General features: G+C 66.5%; 12 protein-coding genes. 9 read left to right on the top strand and 3 right to left on the bottom strand.

What is annotated here, in order from left to right; translation table 11 throughout:
* Positions 1–208 precede the first annotated feature (208 nt).
* Both AC07M1_RS08010 and AC07M1_RS08015 read left to right on the top strand, forming a co-directional pair.
* Positions 209–1,486, top strand: coding sequence for a M20/M25/M40 family metallo-hydrolase (locus tag AC07M1_RS08010; protein WP_495162017.1), 1,278 nt, complete (start codon positions 209–211; stop codon positions 1,484–1,486).
* An 8-nt stretch (positions 1,487–1,494) separates the two neighbouring features.
* Positions 1,495–2,901 (top strand): CapA family protein, encoded by a 1,407-nt coding sequence (locus AC07M1_RS08015; RefSeq protein WP_495162018.1) that lies wholly within the window; start codon positions 1,495–1,497, stop codon positions 2,899–2,901.
* Between the two features lie 13 nt (positions 2,902–2,914).
* On the opposite strand, the gene AC07M1_RS08020 is transcribed toward AC07M1_RS08015, so the two are convergent.
* The gene (locus tag AC07M1_RS08020; protein ID WP_495162019.1) at positions 2,915–3,808 is read right to left on the bottom strand and encodes a LysR family transcriptional regulator; all 894 of its coding nucleotides are present in this window, start codon (positions 3,806–3,808) and stop codon (positions 2,915–2,917) included.
* A 114-nt stretch (positions 3,809–3,922) separates the two neighbouring features.
* On the opposite strand from AC07M1_RS08020, the gene AC07M1_RS08025 reads away from it, so the two are divergent.
* Complete coding sequence (locus AC07M1_RS08025; RefSeq protein WP_495162020.1) at positions 3,923–5,062, top strand: NAD(P)/FAD-dependent oxidoreductase; 1,140 nt, start codon at positions 3,923–3,925, stop codon at positions 5,060–5,062.
* On the opposite strand, the gene AC07M1_RS08030 is transcribed toward AC07M1_RS08025, so the two are convergent.
* Positions 5,059–7,737: a DUF4118 domain-containing protein gene (locus tag AC07M1_RS08030; RefSeq protein ID WP_495162021.1), complete on the bottom strand. Its 2,679-nt coding sequence runs from the start codon at positions 7,735–7,737 to the stop codon at positions 5,059–5,061. The genes AC07M1_RS08025 and AC07M1_RS08030 overlap by 4 nt on opposite strands.
* A 194-nt stretch (positions 7,738–7,931) precedes the next feature.
* Here AC07M1_RS08030 and AC07M1_RS08035 point away from each other — a divergent pair, with 194 nt between their 5' ends.
* From AC07M1_RS08035 to AC07M1_RS08060, 6 genes are all read left to right on the top strand, one after another.
* Entirely contained in the window at positions 7,932–8,039 is a 108-nt protein-coding gene (locus tag AC07M1_RS08035; protein WP_495162022.1) for a potassium-transporting ATPase subunit F, read from the top strand.
* A 10-nt stretch (positions 8,040–8,049) separates the two neighbouring features.
* Positions 8,050–9,753 carry a potassium-transporting ATPase subunit KdpA gene (kdpA, locus tag AC07M1_RS08040; RefSeq protein ID WP_495162023.1) on the top strand — a complete coding sequence of 568 codons (1,704 nt, stop codon included), beginning with the start codon at positions 8,050–8,052 and terminating at the stop codon, positions 9,751–9,753.
* 160 nt (positions 9,754–9,913) lie between these two features.
* Positions 9,914–11,941: a potassium-transporting ATPase subunit KdpB gene (gene kdpB, locus AC07M1_RS08045; RefSeq protein ID WP_495162024.1), complete on the top strand. Its 2,028-nt coding sequence runs from the start codon at positions 9,914–9,916 to the stop codon at positions 11,939–11,941.
* An 11-nt stretch (positions 11,942–11,952) separates the two neighbouring features.
* Positions 11,953–12,537: a potassium-transporting ATPase subunit KdpC gene (gene kdpC / locus AC07M1_RS08050; protein ID WP_495162025.1), complete on the top strand. Its 585-nt coding sequence runs from the start codon at positions 11,953–11,955 to the stop codon at positions 12,535–12,537.
* Between the two features lie 9 nt (positions 12,538–12,546).
* Entirely contained in the window at positions 12,547–13,242 is a 696-nt protein-coding gene (locus AC07M1_RS08055) for a response regulator (RefSeq protein WP_495162026.1), read from the top strand.
* Positions 13,243–13,321: 79 nt separating this feature from the next.
* Positions 13,322–14,176, top strand: coding sequence for a glycoside hydrolase family 16 protein (locus tag AC07M1_RS08060; protein WP_495162027.1), 855 nt, complete (start codon positions 13,322–13,324; stop codon positions 14,174–14,176).
* Here AC07M1_RS08060 and AC07M1_RS08065 read toward each other — a convergent pair.
* The gene (locus AC07M1_RS08065) at positions 14,127–15,332 is read right to left on the bottom strand and encodes an MFS transporter (protein ID WP_495162028.1); all 1,206 of its coding nucleotides are present in this window, start codon (positions 15,330–15,332) and stop codon (positions 14,127–14,129) included. The two genes, AC07M1_RS08060 and AC07M1_RS08065, sit on opposite strands and share 50 nt — an antisense overlap.
* Positions 15,333–15,373 lie beyond the last annotated feature (41 nt).

Consider the following 15,373-nt stretch of genomic DNA (forward strand, 5'->3'; position numbering starts at 1 on the left):
GTCCGCTGTGATGCGTGCGACCAGTCGCTCAAAGGTTTCGGGATCGATCACGCGGCTCCGTCCTCACCTGTCTCTCTCAGCATATGCTGCGCCTTTCACCGCGTCGATTCTGATTAGACGGATGCGCTCGGTGGTTGCGAACTCGCGCGGGAAATATTCTAGCCGGTGCTCTAGCACTGTGCCGACCGACTTCACGAAAGGTTCTATCATGTCTTCTCTCGCAACCCTCGCCCTTCTTCTGGCCGCAGGAAGCGCGCCGGCTTCGGCTACGCCGGGGGACAAGGCCGTCAAGGCGACGCTGTCGAGCGCATCCTATCGCGCCGCCGCCGCGCAGCTCGATCGCGAGCATGACCGGATCGTCGAGGAAATCATCAAGCTGACCGAGATTCCGGCGCCGCCGTTCAAGGAGGCGAAGCGCGCCGCGGCCTATCGCGACATGCTGCAGGAAGCTGGCCTGACCGATGTCGAGATCGACGCCGAGGGCAATGCGATGGGCCTCCATCGCGGTACCGGCCCGGCGGGCGGCCCCGTCATCCTGCTCGCCGCGCATCTCGACACGGTGTTCCCGGAAGAGACCAATGTGAAGGTCCGGCGCGAGGGAACGCGCCTTCACGCCCCCGGTATCGGCGACGACACGCGCAGCCTCGCTGTCCTGCTCGCCTATGCGCGCGCGCTGAAGACGAATGCGATCAAGACCAAATATGACATCCTGTTCGTCGGCAATGTCGGAGAGGAAGGCCCGGGCGATCTGCGCGGGGTCCGCTATCTCTTCACCAAGGGCAAGTACAAGGATCGGGTGCGGGCCTTCATCTCGATGGACGGCACCAATCCGCAGCGCATCGTCACCGGTGGCGTCGGATCGAAGCGCTATCGCGTCACCTTCAAGGGGCCGGGCGGACACAGCTATGGCGCGTTTGGCCTCGTCAACCCGATGGTCGCGGCGGGTCGCACCGTCACCGAATTCTACACCATCCCTGTGCCGAAGTCGCCCAAGACCACCTATGCCGCCAGCGTCACCGGCGGCGGCACCTCGGTCAACTCGATCCCGAACGAGATCTTCGTCGAGTTCGATATGCGCTCCGAGAATCCTGCCGAGCTCGCCAAGGTCGAGGCGCGCTTCAAGACGATCGTCCAGGCGAGCGTCGATGCCGAAAATGCCGCGCGTGATACGCGTGAAGGCAAGATTTCGGCCGATCTCAAGATGATCGGCGATCGGCCCGCGGGCAGCACGCCCGCCACCGCCGAAATCGTCGGGATCGCCAACGGCGTCATCACCGCCAAGGGCATGACCCCAAGCGCATCCTATTCCTCGACCGATTCCAACCTGCCGATGAGCCTGGGGATCCCCGCGATCACGATCGGTTCGGGCGGTAAGGGCGATCGCGCCCATTCGCTCGACGAATGGATCGATGTCGAGAAGGGCGCGAGCGTTCAAGGCATGTCGGTCGGCCTCGGCATCCTCCTGGCGGCGGCTGGCGCCAAGTGAGCTCGGGCATGGTCCGCATCGCGCTGCTGGCCGCTGCGGCCATGCTTCCGCTCAACGCCGCTTCGGCACAGGAGCCGCTGGTCACCGCGCCGGTTCCGACCACGCCGATCGCGGGCGAGTTCACGCTCGCCGCGGTCGGCGACCTTATCTACCTGCGCCCGATGCTGGCGACGCTGGAGGCGCGCAGCCCCGACATGGTGCGTCTGTTGCGCGGAGCCGATGTGACCTTCGGCAATTTCGAGATGACAGTGCTCGATCTCGCGACCACCAAGGGGGTGGCCCAGGCGGAATCGGGCGGGACATGGATCCTCGCCGATCCGGGTGTTCCGCAGGACGTCGCAGGTCTCGGCTTCGATATCGTCAGCCATGCCAACAACCACTCGACCGACTGGGGCGTGGAAGGGATGGCGGAGACCGGTCGGCGCCTGACCGACGCAAAGCTGGTCTGGTCAGGCACCGGCCCGAGCATGAGTGCCGCGCGCGCGCCGCGCTATCTTGATGCGCCCAAGGGGCGTGTCGCGATCGTCTCGGCAACCTCGACCTTCACCCCCATGTCGCGGGCGAGCGACGGCTATGGCGAAGTCGCCGGCCGCCCCGGCGCCAACACCCTCCGTACCGTCCGTACAGCGCTGGTCACGCCCGAGCAGTTCGACGCGCTTGCGGCCGTCGCCGCCAAGTCGCCGCTGCGCACCGACGGGCGCAAGGGCGATGCGGTAACCCTGTTCGGCAACCGCTTCGCGCCCGGCGCGACCGGCGGCAAGCATCTCGACTATCGCTATTCGATGAATGCGGCTGATCTGACCGCGAATCTGCGCTCGATCCGACAGGCGAAGCAGAACGGCAATTTCGTGATCTACTCGGTCCATAATCACGAGCCGGGCAATGATTTCCAGGAACCTGCCGACTTCGCGATCGAGCTGGCGCGCAAGTCGATCGATGCGGGCGCCGACGCCTATATGGGGCACGGCCCGCACCAGCTGCGCGGGATCGAGATCTACAAGGGCAAGCCGATCTTCTACTCGCTCGGCAACTTCGCGATGATGAACAACTCGCTCGATGTCGTCGCGCCCGACATGTACGATCAGTTCGGAGTTTCGCCTGAAGCCGGCACCGTCCCGGAACTTCTCCAGGCGCGCAATACGCGGACCTTCTCCGACCCTAACCTCTATGAATCGGTGATCGCCGTATCGCGCTATTCGGGCGGGCAGGTGGTCGAGATCAAGCTCTACCCGATCGACTTGGGGGTGGAGATCAAGGGTGCGGATCGCGGCGTGCCGCGCATGGCTTCACGCGCGCACGGCGACAAGATTCTCGAACGGCTGCGTACACTGTCGGCGCCACTGGGCACGACAATCCGGATCGAGAATGGCGTGGGGGTGATTCGTCTCACCGCGCCGGGCGGCAGGGCAGAGTAGCGTAGCTGCGGCGTTACCTGCCGCCTATCGCGGGCAGTGCGCTCGCGGCCTTCCACACCTGGTCGACCGATTGCCGCGTGCGATCGGCCGATCGGTACATGCGGATCTGCATCCGCACGTCCGCGCCCAGGTCGCAGAGATAGCCGCTCGCCAGTTCCCGGCGGATCAAGCTTTCGGGCAGCCAGGCGATGCCGTGTCCTGCCAGCACCATCGCCTTCAATATCTCGGCCACGGCATTGTCGTTGACATGGCTGGTCAGCAATTGGACGCCGAAGACCCGCGCCGCATGATTGCTGAGGCGACCAAGGAAGGAGTTAGGGCCATAGGCCATCAGCGAGGCTTCGCCATCGAGCGCGAACAGCGGCTTGCCGTCCTCGCAGCGTGACGTGGCGAGGAGCCGGTCTTCGCCCAGCACGATGAACGGAAACCGCTCGGGATCGAGCGACATCGGCACTGCATCATGGTGAAAGGTGAGCAGGAAGTCACTCTTCCCCTCGACCAGCGACTGGATGCAATTGTGCGAATTGTCGGCGAGGACATCGGTCTTGAGCGGCCCAAGGGTTCGCTCGATATCCTTGAGCCATTCGGGGAAGACGCTGAGCGCCAGTGTGTGCAGCGCGGCGAAGCTGACCGTCTTGCGCGACAGCAAGCGGCGCGCCTGCATGTCGGCGCGTGCGTCCTGCAGCATGTTGAGTACTTCGTCCGCGGTCTCGCGGAACAGGCGTCCCTCATCGGTGAGCGAGGTGGGAAAGGTGCTACGGTCGATCAGCGATACGCCGAGCCACAGTTCCAGAGCCTGGATGCGGCGGCTGAATGCCGATTGGGTGACGTTGCGCGCGGCTGCGGATCGGGAGAAGCTGCGTGTCTCGCACAGGCTGACAAAATCCTCGAGATGCTTGAGGTCCATTGATTTTTCCCCGACGCGTCACTGTTCGTCAGGTTCGCTTAACGGCAAACCGCGCGTCTTAGGAAGCGAATGCTAATCGGTGCCGCGAACGGCAACGCTGGAGAGACCGCCTCAATGCGCAGAAGTGTCGAAGTTCTTGTGATTGGCGGTGGTATCGCGGGCATCTCCGCGGCGGCGCGGATCGCGCAACATGCGGAAACCATCGTCCTCGAACGCGAATCCGCGCTTGGCTATCATTCGTCCGGGCGTAGCGCGACCTTCTATCATTTCGGGATCGGCAACGACGCCGTGCGCGGCATGACCGCGGCGAGCAGCGACTTTTTCGCGGCACCGCCCGCTGACTATCATGACGGCCCACTCTGGACCGCCAAGCCCGCGCTGTTCATCGCCGACCGGCAGTCCATGCCCGAGCTTGAGGCGCTGCACGTCGAGATGGACCGGTTTACCACCACCATATCGCGCGTGGGACCGGAAGAGATGCTGGACATCGTTCCTGTCCTGAAGACGGGGGATGAGGGCATCGTCGCCGGCTTGCTCGATACCGGCGGACGCAAGCTCGACGCCGACGCACTGCTCCAGGCCAATGCGCGCGCGTTCCGCCGCGCCGGGGGCGAAGTGGTCTTCGATGCGCCGGTGACATCGATCGTGCGGTCGGGCGGCAACTGGGAGGTCGAGACACCGACCGGTTCCTATGCCGCGCGGATCATCGTCAATGCGGCGGGAGCCTGGGCCGATGTGGTGGCGGGCTTGGCGGGGGTTCGTCCGCTCGGCCTTCAGCCGCTGCGCCGCACGATCATCGGCTTCGCGCCGCCGCCAGAGCTTGACGTGTCCGGCTGGCCGTTCCTCAAGACCGTCGCCGATGAGGGCTTCTACATGTTGCCCGACGCGGGCCTTCTGCTCGCCTCGCCGATGGACGTGACTCCGGTCGAGCCGTGCGACGTTCAGCCCGACGAATATGAGATCGCACTGGCGGCGTGGCGGGTCGAAGAGGCGACTACCCTCAATGTCGGCCGTGTCAGCACGCGCTGGGCGGGCCTGCGCAGCTTCGTCGCGGACAAGGTGCCGACTGCGGGGTTCGCGCCCGATGCGGACGACTTCTTCTGGTTGGCGGGGCAGGGCGGCTATGGCCTGCAGACCGCGCCCGCCATGGCGATGGCGACTGAAGCGCTGATGTTCGACCTGCACTGGCCCGAAGCGCTTCGGGCGCAAGGCGTTGCGCCGGAGCAGATTCTGCCCGAGCGGCTGTTCGGCTAGTCTTCCATGGGCTGGATGCCCGAATGAACCAGCCGGTTGGGGAAGGTCAGGGTGAAGACCGCGCCGCTGTCCGCGCCGTTGTTCGCGTTGACGCCGATCTCCATCGCGTCGGCGAAGCCCTTGACGATGGCCAGACCCAGGCCGCTGCCGCCCTGGCGGTCGCTGCCGCGGCCTTGCGCGAAGGTCTCGAAGATGCGTGCTTCCATCCCCGGCTCAAGTCCCGGCCCCTGATCGCGGATCGCGAGAAGCACCGCGTCGGGAGTGCGCGATCCTTCGATCGTGATTCGTCCGGCCTCTCCGCCATGCTGCGCAGCATTGGCGAGCAGGTTGATGAGGATGTGGTGCAGCAAGGTCGGGTCGGCGGTGACGAAGGGCAGGTTCGCGGGCACCTTCAAGTCGATATGACGACCGCGGAACAAATCCTTGAGATCATGGACCGCGCTGCCGACCGCGTCGGTCAGGTCGATCGGCTCTGGGGCGAGCTTGAGCGCACCGGAATCGATGCGGACCATGTCGAGCAGATTGTCGAGGAAGCGGCGCAGCCGCGCGACCTCCATCCGCGCGACCGGGAGCGCGGGGGAGTCCGGCTGCTCCACGCCGAGCCCCTCGATCGCGGTCGCGACCGATGTCAGCGGCGTGCGCAAATCATGCCCGATCGAAGAGAGCAAGGCGGCGCGTAGCCGGTCGCGCTCCTTGAGCACCGAAACCTCGCGCACCTCGCTTTCGAGCTTCAACCGCTCATGCGCGAGCGCGGCCTGGCCGAGCAGGGTCGAGAGCAGCACCGCGCGGTCCGCGGTCACCGGCTCGCGCCCGTCCTCGCGCGACAGGCCGACCACCGCGAGCACGCCGAGCGCGGTCCTCAGCGGGTGGAACTGCCAGTCGGCGGCGTTGAGCGTCGCGGTGCCCGCACCGGCTGGCTCGCCGCGTTTCATTGTCCATTCCGCTGCGGCCTGGTTGACCGGGCCAAGTGGGCCGGTCTCGGGTGAGGCACCGGCACGCACTAGCTCGCTGCCTTTCTCGCGCAGCAGGATGACATTCACCTCAAGTAGCCGCGCCATCTCCTCGCACACCAGCTGGCTCGTGGTCTGCCAGTCCGACACGCGTGCGAGCGTCTGACCGAAGGCGGCGACAGCGGCATTCTCCTGTGCGCTGCGAGCACCGAGCGTCGCGCGCGCCTTCAGCCGCCCGGCAAGGTTCGCGGTGAAGGCGGCGATGCCCATCAGCACGAACATGGTCAGCAGGCTTTGCGGATCGGTGATCGTGAAGCTGTGGACCGGCGGGAGGAAGAAGAAATTATACGCCAGCGCCGACGCGATGCCGGTGAGCAGGCCGGGGCGGAGACCGAAGCGGCCCGAGGCGAGGATGACGGGTAGCAGGTAGATGAGATCGACCCCGCCGCGCCCGATCAGCGGCTCGACCAGCTTGCCGAGTAGGGTGGCAGCGGCGACGAGTCCGGCAACCGCGGCATAGATGGCCGGGCTGCCCCAGCGGCCGGGCAGGCGCGGTGCACGTGACGAGCTTTCGCCCGAGACGACCGCTGGGATGACATGCACGGCGACGCCGTCGCCCGTGCGCAACATCGTGTTGACCACCGATCCGTGACGCAGCTCGAACCACCAGCTGCGCACCGACTTGCCGATGACGAGCTGGGTCGCGCGCGTCATGCGGATATGTTCGGCCAGTCCGTCGATCACCTTTTCCGCCGGAACGGTGGCGATGGTCGCGCCCAGGCTGGCGGCCAACCGCAGCGTATCGGCGATGCGGCGCTTCTGCGCTTCGTCGAACCCTTCCGCGCGAGGGGTACGGATATAGACTGCCTGCCACGGCGCGCGCAGCGCATCCGCAAGCCGCTTGGCGGCGCGTACGAGCGTGTCCGATCCCGCCAGCTCGCTCACCGCGACCAGCACCCGCTCGCCGCCCGCGAACGTGCCGGGCACCGCGCCCGCGTCGAGCTCGTCGAGCAATGCCCGGTCGACGCTGAGCGCGGCCCGGCGCAGCGCCATCTCACGCAATGCCGAGAGGTTCGCCTTGGAGAAGAAATGGCCGAGCGCACGCGTCGCCTCGTCCGGGATGTAGACCTTGCCGTCCTTCAGCCGCTCGATCAGCTCGTCGGGGGGCAGGTCGACCACCTCGATCTCGGCGCCCTCGAACACGCTGTCGGGCACCGTCTCGCGCACGCGCACGCGGGTGAAGCTGGCGACGACGTCGTTGAGGCTCTCGACATGCTGGACGTTGAGCGTGGTGTAGACGTCGATCCCGGCGTCGAGCAGTTCCTGCACATCCTGCCAGCGCTTGGGATGACGGCTGCCCTCGACATTGGTGTGGGCGAACTCGTCCACCAGCGCGAGTGTCGGGCGGCGCGCCAGCACCGCGTCGAGATCCATCTCGGGCAATGCATGGCCCTGATAGTCGATCGTCCGGCGGGCGATCACCTCGAACGGCTCGAGCAGCGCCGCGGTCTCGGCGCGGCCATGCGTCTCGACGACCGCGACGACGATATCGGTGCCGGCCTTCATCCGCTCGGCGCCCTCGCGCAGCATTTCGAATGTTTTGCCGACGCCCGGCGCGGCGCCGAGGAAGATCTTGAGCTTGCCGCGTGCCTCGCGCTTGGCGGCGCGGAGCAGGGCTTCGGGTGAGGGGCGGGATTCCATCACGGGATAATTACGCGCGCGCATCGGTGAACGCCACCAAAGGCGCGCGATCCATATGCTTTCTTAATGCTCCGGCTGGGCTTTCACCGGCGAACCTTAACGGCATGCACGCCTAATTGAGCCTCCGAAACCATTCGGAGTCTGCCCCATGCAGGACGTGATCTGGCTCGCCGTGCTCGGCGGGCTCTTCCTCGTGACGCTCGCCTATCTCCGCCTCTGTGACGAGGCCTGATGCGATGAGCCTTCACCTGACGCTCGCCGGGCTCACCGCGCTCGGCCTCCTCCTCTACCTCCTGGCCGTGCTCGTGCGGCCCGAGAAGTTCTGAAAGAACCGCCATGACCATCCAGGGTTGGGGGCTGATCCTCGTCTTTACTGCCATCCTCGTCGCGCTCGCAAAGCCGGTCGGGATGTGGCTGTTCGCACTCTATGAAGGCCGCCGCACGCCGCTTCACGTCGTGTTGGGGCCGGTCGAACGCGGTTTCTATAAGCTCGGCGGGATCGATCCCGCGGCCGAGCAGGGCTGGCGCCGCTACGCCGTCCATATGCTGATGTTCCAGATCGCGACCGCGTTGTTCACCTACGCGATCCTGCGGCTTCAGCATGTGCTGCCGATGAACCCGCGCGATCTCGCGCCGATCGGCGCGGACGGAGCGTTCAACACCACGATCAGCTTCGTCGCGAACACCAACTGGCAATGGTATTCCGGTGAGGTCGCGATGAGCAATCTCAGCCAGATGCTCGGCCTCGCGATCCACAATTTCCTCTCGGCCGCGACGGGCATCGCCATCGCGTTCGCGATCTTCCGCGGTTTCGCCCGGCGCGAGACGGGCACGGTCGGAAATTTCTGGGCCGACCTCACCCGGGTCACCCTCTATCTGCTGCTCCCGATCTGCATCGTCTACGCGACCTTCCTGATCGCCAGCGGCGTGCCGCAGACCTTCGCCGCCATGATCGACGCGACCACGCTTGAGGGCGCCAAGCAGTCGATCGCGCTCGGCCCTGTCGCTTCGCAGGAAGCGATTAAGATGCTCGGCACCAATGGTGGCGGCTTCTTCAACGCCAACTCCGCTCACCCGTTCGAGAATCCGACGGCGCTCACCAACCTCGTCCAGATGCTGTCGATCTTCGTGATCGGCGCGGGTCTCACCTGGACCTTCGGCAAGGCCGTGGGCAACCCGCGTCAGGGCTGGGCGATCCTGTCGGCGATGCTGGTGCTGTTCCTTGTCGGCGTCGGCGTCACCTATTGGGCCGAAGCCGCGGGCAACCCTAACCTGCATGCGCTGGGCGTCGTGGGCGGCAACATGGAGGGCAAGGAAGTCCGCTTCGGCATCGCCGCGAGCGCGCTTTTCTCGGTCGTCACCACGGCGGCTTCATGCGGCGCGGTCAACGCGATGCACGACAGCTTCACCGCGCTCGGCGGCATGATCCCGCTGTTCAACATGCAGCTGGGCGAGATCGTGATCGGCGGTGTCGGCGCGGGAATCTATGGCTTCCTGCTGTTCGCCATCCTCGCGGTGTTCGTCGCGGGCCTGATGGTCGGCCGCACCCCCGAATATGTCGGCAAGAAGATCGAAAGCCGAGAGGTCAAGCTCGCGGTGCTGGCGATCGCGATCGTCCCGCTCTGCGTGCTCGGTTTCACCGCGCTCTCGTCGGTCCTCCCGGCGGGCCTTGCCGGGCCGCTCAACAAGGGGCCGCACGGCTTCACCGAGATCCTCTACGCCTATAGCTCGGCGACCGGGAACAACGGTTCGGCCTTTGCTGGCCTTACCGCGGGCACGCCCTTCTACAATGGCTTGCTCGGCGTCGCGATGTGGCTCGGCCGCTTCTTCATGATCGTGCCGGTGCTGGCCATCGCAGGCAGCCTCGCCGCCAAGAAGTACACGCCAGCGACCGCGGGTTCGTTCCCGACCACCGGGCCGCTGTGGGTGGGTCTGCTTGTCGGGATCATCCTGATCGTCGGCGGCCTGACCTTCCTTCCCAGCCTCGCGCTCGGCCCGATCGCGGATCATCTCGCGATGATCAACGGGCAGTTGTTCTGATGCGCCCCGCTGGTTCGTCACCCCGGCCTTGTGCCGGGGGCCACCCCTCCACCGACCATGTTGGCGAAGTTCGCGCACGCACCTCGCCACCAGCCCCCGCTGCACCGTGGACCCCGGCACAAGGCCGGGGTGACGGAAACGCTTTCAATTGAGGTCCATCATGACCACCAAGACCATGTTCTCGGGCGAGCTGATCCTTCCGGCGATCGGCGACGCCTTCAAGAAGCTGAACCCGCGGGATCTGATCAAGAACCCCGTGCTGTTCACCACCGCGATCGTGGCGCTGCTGCTCACCGTCCTGCTGGCGATGGGCGGGGAGAGGCTCTCGATTCCCTTCCAGGCGCAGCTGATCGTGTGGCTGTGGCTGACCGTGCTGTTCGGCACCTTTGCCGAGGCACTGGCCGAGGGCCGGGGCCGCGCGCAGGCCGCCTCGCTCCGCGCCACCAAATCCGAACTTCAGGCCAAGCGCCTGATCGGCACGGGCGAGGTGTGGGAGCTGGTCGGCGCCGCCCGGCTCGCACGCGGTGAAATCGTGCTGGTCGAGACCGGCGACCTGATCCCCGCCGATGGCGAGGTGATCGAGGGCGTCGCCTCCGTGAACGAGGCAGCGATCACCGGCGAAAGCGCGCCGGTGATCCGCGAAGCGGGCGGCGACCGCTCGGCCGTCACCGCGGGTACGCGCGTCATTTCCGACCGGATCAAGGTGCGCGTGACGCAGGAACCAGGTCAGGGCTTTCTCGACCGCATGATCGCGCTGGTCGAAGGCGCCGAGCGCCAGAAGACCCCGAACGAGATTGCCCTCACGATCCTGCTCGTCGGCCTGACGATCATCTTCCTGATCGCGGTCGCGACCATTCCCGGCTTTGCCAGCTATGCGGGCGGCAGCATCCCGGTGGCGATCCTCGCCGCGCTGCTCATCACGCTGATCCCGACGACCATTGCCGCTTTGCTGTCGGCGATCGGCATCGCGGGCATGGACCGGCTGGTCCGCTTCAACGTGCTCGCCAAGTCGGGCCGCGCGGTTGAGGCGGCGGGCGATGTCGACGTGCTGCTGCTCGACAAGACTGGCACGATCACCATCGGCGACCGTCAGGCGAGCGAATTCCGCCATCTCGCCAGCGTTCAGGTCGATGACCTTGCCCGCGCGGCTTTGCTTGCCAGCCTGGCCGACGAGACGCCCGAGGGCCGCTCGATCGTGACGCTGGCGCGGGAGAAATTCGGCATCTCGGTACCGAATTTGCCCGCGGGTGCCGAGGTGATCCCGTTCACCGCGCAGACCCGCATCTCGGGCGTGAAGGTTGAGGGGACGCTGATCCAGAAGGGCGCGGTGGATTCGGTGCTGCGCGCCAATCCCGGCCTCGGCGACACACCCGCTGCGGCCGAGCTGCGCAAGCTGACGGACGAGATCGCGCGTGCCGGGATGACCCCGCTCGCGGTTGCCAAGGACGGTCGTCTGCTCGGCGCGGTCGCGCTCAAGGACGTGGTCAAGGCCGGGGTGCGCGAGCGCTTCGCCGAGCTGCGCCGCATGGGCATCCGCACGGTGATGATCACCGGCGACAACCCGCTCACCGCCGCGGCGATCGCGGCCGAGGCGGGGGTCGACGACTTCCTCGCCGAGGCGACGCCCGAGGACAAGCTGGCGCTGATCCGCAAGGAACAGGCGGGCGGCAAGCTCGTCGCGATGTGCGGCGACGGTACCAACGACGCGCCCGCGCTCGCCCAGAGCGATGTCGGCGTGGCGATGAACACCGGCACCCAGGCCGCGCGCGAGGCGGGCAACATGGTCGATCTCGACAGCGATCCGACCAAGCTCATCGAGATCGTCGGGCTCGGCAAGCAGCTGCTGATGACGCGCGGCGCGCTGACCACCTTCTCGGTCGCCAACGATGTCGCGAAGTATTTCGCGATCATCCCGGCGATGTTCGTCACCCTCTATCCGGGCCTCGGCGTGCTCAATGTGATGGGTCTCAGCTCGCCCGAAAGCGCGATCCTGTCGGCGATCATCTTCAACGCGCTGATCATCCCGTGCCTGGTGCCGCTGGCGCTCAGGGGCGTGACCTACACGCCGATGGGGGCGGGGCCGCTGCTGGCGCGCAACCTCTCCATCTACGGCCTTGGCGGCCTGATCGCACCGTTCATCGGCATCAAGCTGATCGACCTCGCCGTCACCGCTCTCAACCTCGCCTGAGGACAACAGAAATGCTCACCGACCTCAAATCCGCCCTGCGTCCCGCGATCGTGCTGACATTGCTATTCGGTGCGCTACTCGGTCTCGCCTATCCAGCGCTGCTCACCGGCATCGGCCAGGCGATCTTTCCGCATCAGGCCAATGGCAGCCTGATCCGCGACGGGGACCGCGTGATCGGCTCCGAGCTGATCGGGCAGAAATTCGCGGGCGCGGGCTATTTCCATGGTCGCCCCTCTGCGGCGGGCAGTGACGGCTATGACGCCGCCGCCTCTGCCGGCTCCAATCTCGGCCCGACATCGCAAGCGCTGATCGATCGCGTGAAGACCGATGCCGACGCCCTCCGCAATGCACCAGCCGCTTCGGTCCCAACCGATCTGGTGACAACCTCCGCCTCGGGGCTTGACCCCCATGTGAGCCCCGAGGCGGCTCTTTTCCAGGTGGACCGCGTCGCCAAGGCACGCGCGATTGCCCCGGAGAAGTTGCGGGCGCTGGTTGAGCAGCACAGCGAAGGCGCGCTGCTCGGCTTCCTTGGCGAGCCGCGCGTGAACGTCCTCGCGCTGAACCGCGCGCTCGACCAGATGACGGCCGGGCGCTAAGCCCCGGGGATGGCGTTGCCCACCAAGGTTCTGATCGTCGAGGACGATGTCCATATCCGTCGCCTGCTCCGCGCCGCCCTTCAGCGCGCGGGGCATGCGGTGGTCGAGGCAGCGACGGCCCGCGAAGGGCTGTCGCTGCTCGACATCGACAAGCCCGATGCAGTGCTGCTCGACCTCGGCCTGCCCGACCGCGACGGGCTGGAACTGATCCAGCCGATCAAGGCGCGCTCGACCGCGACGCTGCTGGTGGTTTCGGCGCGCGAGGATGTAGCGGAGAAGGTAGCTGCGCTCGACCTCGGCGCCGACGATTATCTGACCAAACCGTTCGATACCGACGAACTGCTCGCCCGTATCCGCACCGCGCTGCGTCATCGGCTGGCGAGCGATGCCGAGCAGGCGACAGTGTCGTTGGGCGAGGTCGAGATCGACCTCACCCATCGCCGCGTGAAGCGGGCGGGGGAGGAAGTCCACCTCTCGCCCAAGGAATATGAGGTGCTCGCCGAACTGGCGAAACGCCCCGACCGGGTGATCAGCCACGCCCAACTGTTGCGCACCGTCTGGGGCCCGGCGCACGAGGGCCGCGTCGACTATCTGCGCATCGTCGTCCGCAACCTCCGTCAGAAGCTTGAGGCCGACGCCAGCCGCCCCGCACTGATCCGCAACGAACCCGGCGTGGGCTACCGGCTGGTCGCGCCGCCAGCCTGATCGGCGCTTCCGGCTCTTGCAAAGCGTCTGCGATCTGGCATCTTGTGAACGTTCACATTGGCCGATGGGAGAGTAGGCGATGTTCGTCACGTTTGCGCTGATGCTGCAGTCGACCCTGAGCGCGACCAACGTCTCCGCCGACGTGCCGATGGCCGCGCCGACGACTAGGCCAAGCTTCGCCGATGAGTTCAACGGCCCCCGCATCGACGCCGCCAAATGGCTGTTCGACATGCACCGCAACAAGACCGGCTGGTACAATAACGAGCTTCAATATTACGCCGACGGCCGGCCGCAGAATGCCCGGATCGAAAAGGGCGTGCTCGTCATCGAGGCGCGGCAGGAGTCGCTCAAGGGCAAGGTCGCCGACTGGGGCGGGCAGGCCTATACATCGGCCAAGCTCGTGACGCGCCAGCGCTACGGCTACGGCTTCTACGAGATCCGCGCGAAGCTGCCATGCGGACGCGGCATGTGGCCGGCGATCTGGATGCTGCCGACCGACGGCAAATGGCCTGAAGGCGGCGAGATCGACATCATGGAAATGGTCGGCTGGGACGCGAACGTGATCCACGCGACCGTCCACAGCTCCGCATTCTACCACGTCAAGGGAACGCAGCGCGGCGCGCAGACAAAGCTGCCGACGGCGTGCACGCAGTTCCACAGCTATCAGCTCGACTGGCGCCCGGATTCGATCACGATCGGCATCGACGGGCGCGGGCATATGCGGGTGAAGGACGATCAGCCGGGCGGTGTGGCGGCGTGGCCGTTCACCAAGCCGTACGAACTGATCCTCAACCTGGCGGTCGGCGGTGACTGGGGCGGGCAGAAGGGCGTCGATGATGCGGCGCTGCCGCAGCGCATGTCGGTCGATTATGTCCGCTACTGGGCTAGCGCCGATGCCGGATCGCCGGGACCAGCAGCCCGCCCAGCAGAGTAAGCCCGGCCAGCACCAGCATCACCGCGCGGAAATCGTGCGGCTTGGCGAGCGCCCAGGTGAGCAGGGGGCCTATCAGCGCCGGCAGCGTGTTGGTGAGATTGATGAGCCCCAGGTCGCGGCCGCGGTGGCGCGGATCGGGCAGCAATTGCATCGCGAACCCCGAATGAAGCGACAGGAACGCCGCCGAGCCGAGCGCGTAGAAGGCAAACGCCCCGGCGGCCATGTTCCAGTCGCGCGCCACGGCGAGGCCGATTAGACCCAGCGCGGCCAGAAGCGCGAAGGCGATCAGGAACGGCTTGCGCCGCCCGATCCGGTCCGACCAGCGGCCCGCGAGCACCGCCACGGGTACGGAAATCAGGTAGGCCACGGTCATCAACTGACCGAGCGGCCCGACGCTCTTCGAAGTGGGGGTGTGCGGATCGATGCTGGCGAAATAATAGACTAGATACAGCCACAGCACATTGCCGGCGACCTGCACCAGCAGGCGAGAGGCCCAGGCGACAGCGAGATCCCGCCCGAGCAGCGGCGCTTCTTCGGGCGCGACGGTGACAGGCGCGATCCGGGACGGAACGGCGAGCAGCGGGACGACGCATAGCAGCACAGCCGCGAGGACGAAGCCAAGGCGAGCCGGCTCGCCGGTCACGCCCATCGTGATCATCAGCGCTGCGACCGCCGAGGCGAGTGGCGCGCCGAGTGCGATCAAGCCACCCGACAAGCCCTTCTGCGCGTCGGGGATTTCGTCGGCCATGACCGCAAACATCGGGGCAAGGACAGCGTTTACCGCAGTCTGGAACAGCACTACCGCCAGGACGATCTGCAATGGAGTCGTTGCGGCCGCGACCGCCGCGAAGGATATTGCGAGACCGGCGAGACCAAGTCCGACCCACTTCCGGCGCCCGCCGCCACGCGCGACCGATCTGTCGCTCAGCCAGCCGAACAGGACATTCGATGCGCTTGCCGCGACCGAACCCGCGATGACGGTGGCGGTGAACACCGCGATGCGATCATCGCCCGCGACCTCGGCGATCTTGAGCGGCAGCAGCAGGGTGAGCAGCGGTAGAAAACCGATCACCCCGCCGGCATTGGCAAGCGCGACGAGCAGGATGAAGCGCAGCGACCGCCGCACCGGCTGATCCGGCTCGATACTGCTCCCCACAAGGCACCCCGCACACCCCGGCCGTCGCGCCCGCGTTGATC

This window comes from Sphingomonas sp. GW821-FHT10C01 (assembly GCF_059415525.1).

Excerpts from the sequence above, each read along its gene's own strand:
- AC07M1_RS08010 (WP_495162017.1), top strand. The coding sequence starts at position 209 with ATGTCTTCTCTCGCAACCCTCGCCCTTCTTCTGGCCGCAGGAAGCGCG.
- AC07M1_RS08015 (WP_495162018.1), top strand. The coding sequence starts at position 1,495 with ATGGTCCGCATCGCGCTGCTGGCCGCTGCGGCCATGCTTCCGCTCAAC.
- AC07M1_RS08020 (WP_495162019.1), bottom strand. The coding sequence starts at position 3,808 with ATGGACCTCAAGCATCTCGAGGATTTTGTCAGCCTGTGCGAGACACGC.
- AC07M1_RS08025 (WP_495162020.1), top strand. The coding sequence starts at position 3,923 with ATGCGCAGAAGTGTCGAAGTTCTTGTGATTGGCGGTGGTATCGCGGGC.
- AC07M1_RS08030 (WP_495162021.1), bottom strand. The coding sequence starts at position 7,737 with ATGCGCGCGCGTAATTATCCCGTGATGGAATCCCGCCCCTCACCCGAA.
- kdpA (WP_495162023.1), top strand. The coding sequence starts at position 8,050 with ATGACCATCCAGGGTTGGGGGCTGATCCTCGTCTTTACTGCCATCCTC.
- kdpB (WP_495162024.1), top strand. The coding sequence starts at position 9,914 with ATGACCACCAAGACCATGTTCTCGGGCGAGCTGATCCTTCCGGCGATC.
- kdpC (WP_495162025.1), top strand. The coding sequence starts at position 11,953 with ATGCTCACCGACCTCAAATCCGCCCTGCGTCCCGCGATCGTGCTGACA.
- AC07M1_RS08055 (WP_495162026.1), top strand. The coding sequence starts at position 12,547 with ATGGCGTTGCCCACCAAGGTTCTGATCGTCGAGGACGATGTCCATATC.
- AC07M1_RS08060 (WP_495162027.1), top strand. The coding sequence starts at position 13,322 with ATGTTCGTCACGTTTGCGCTGATGCTGCAGTCGACCCTGAGCGCGACC.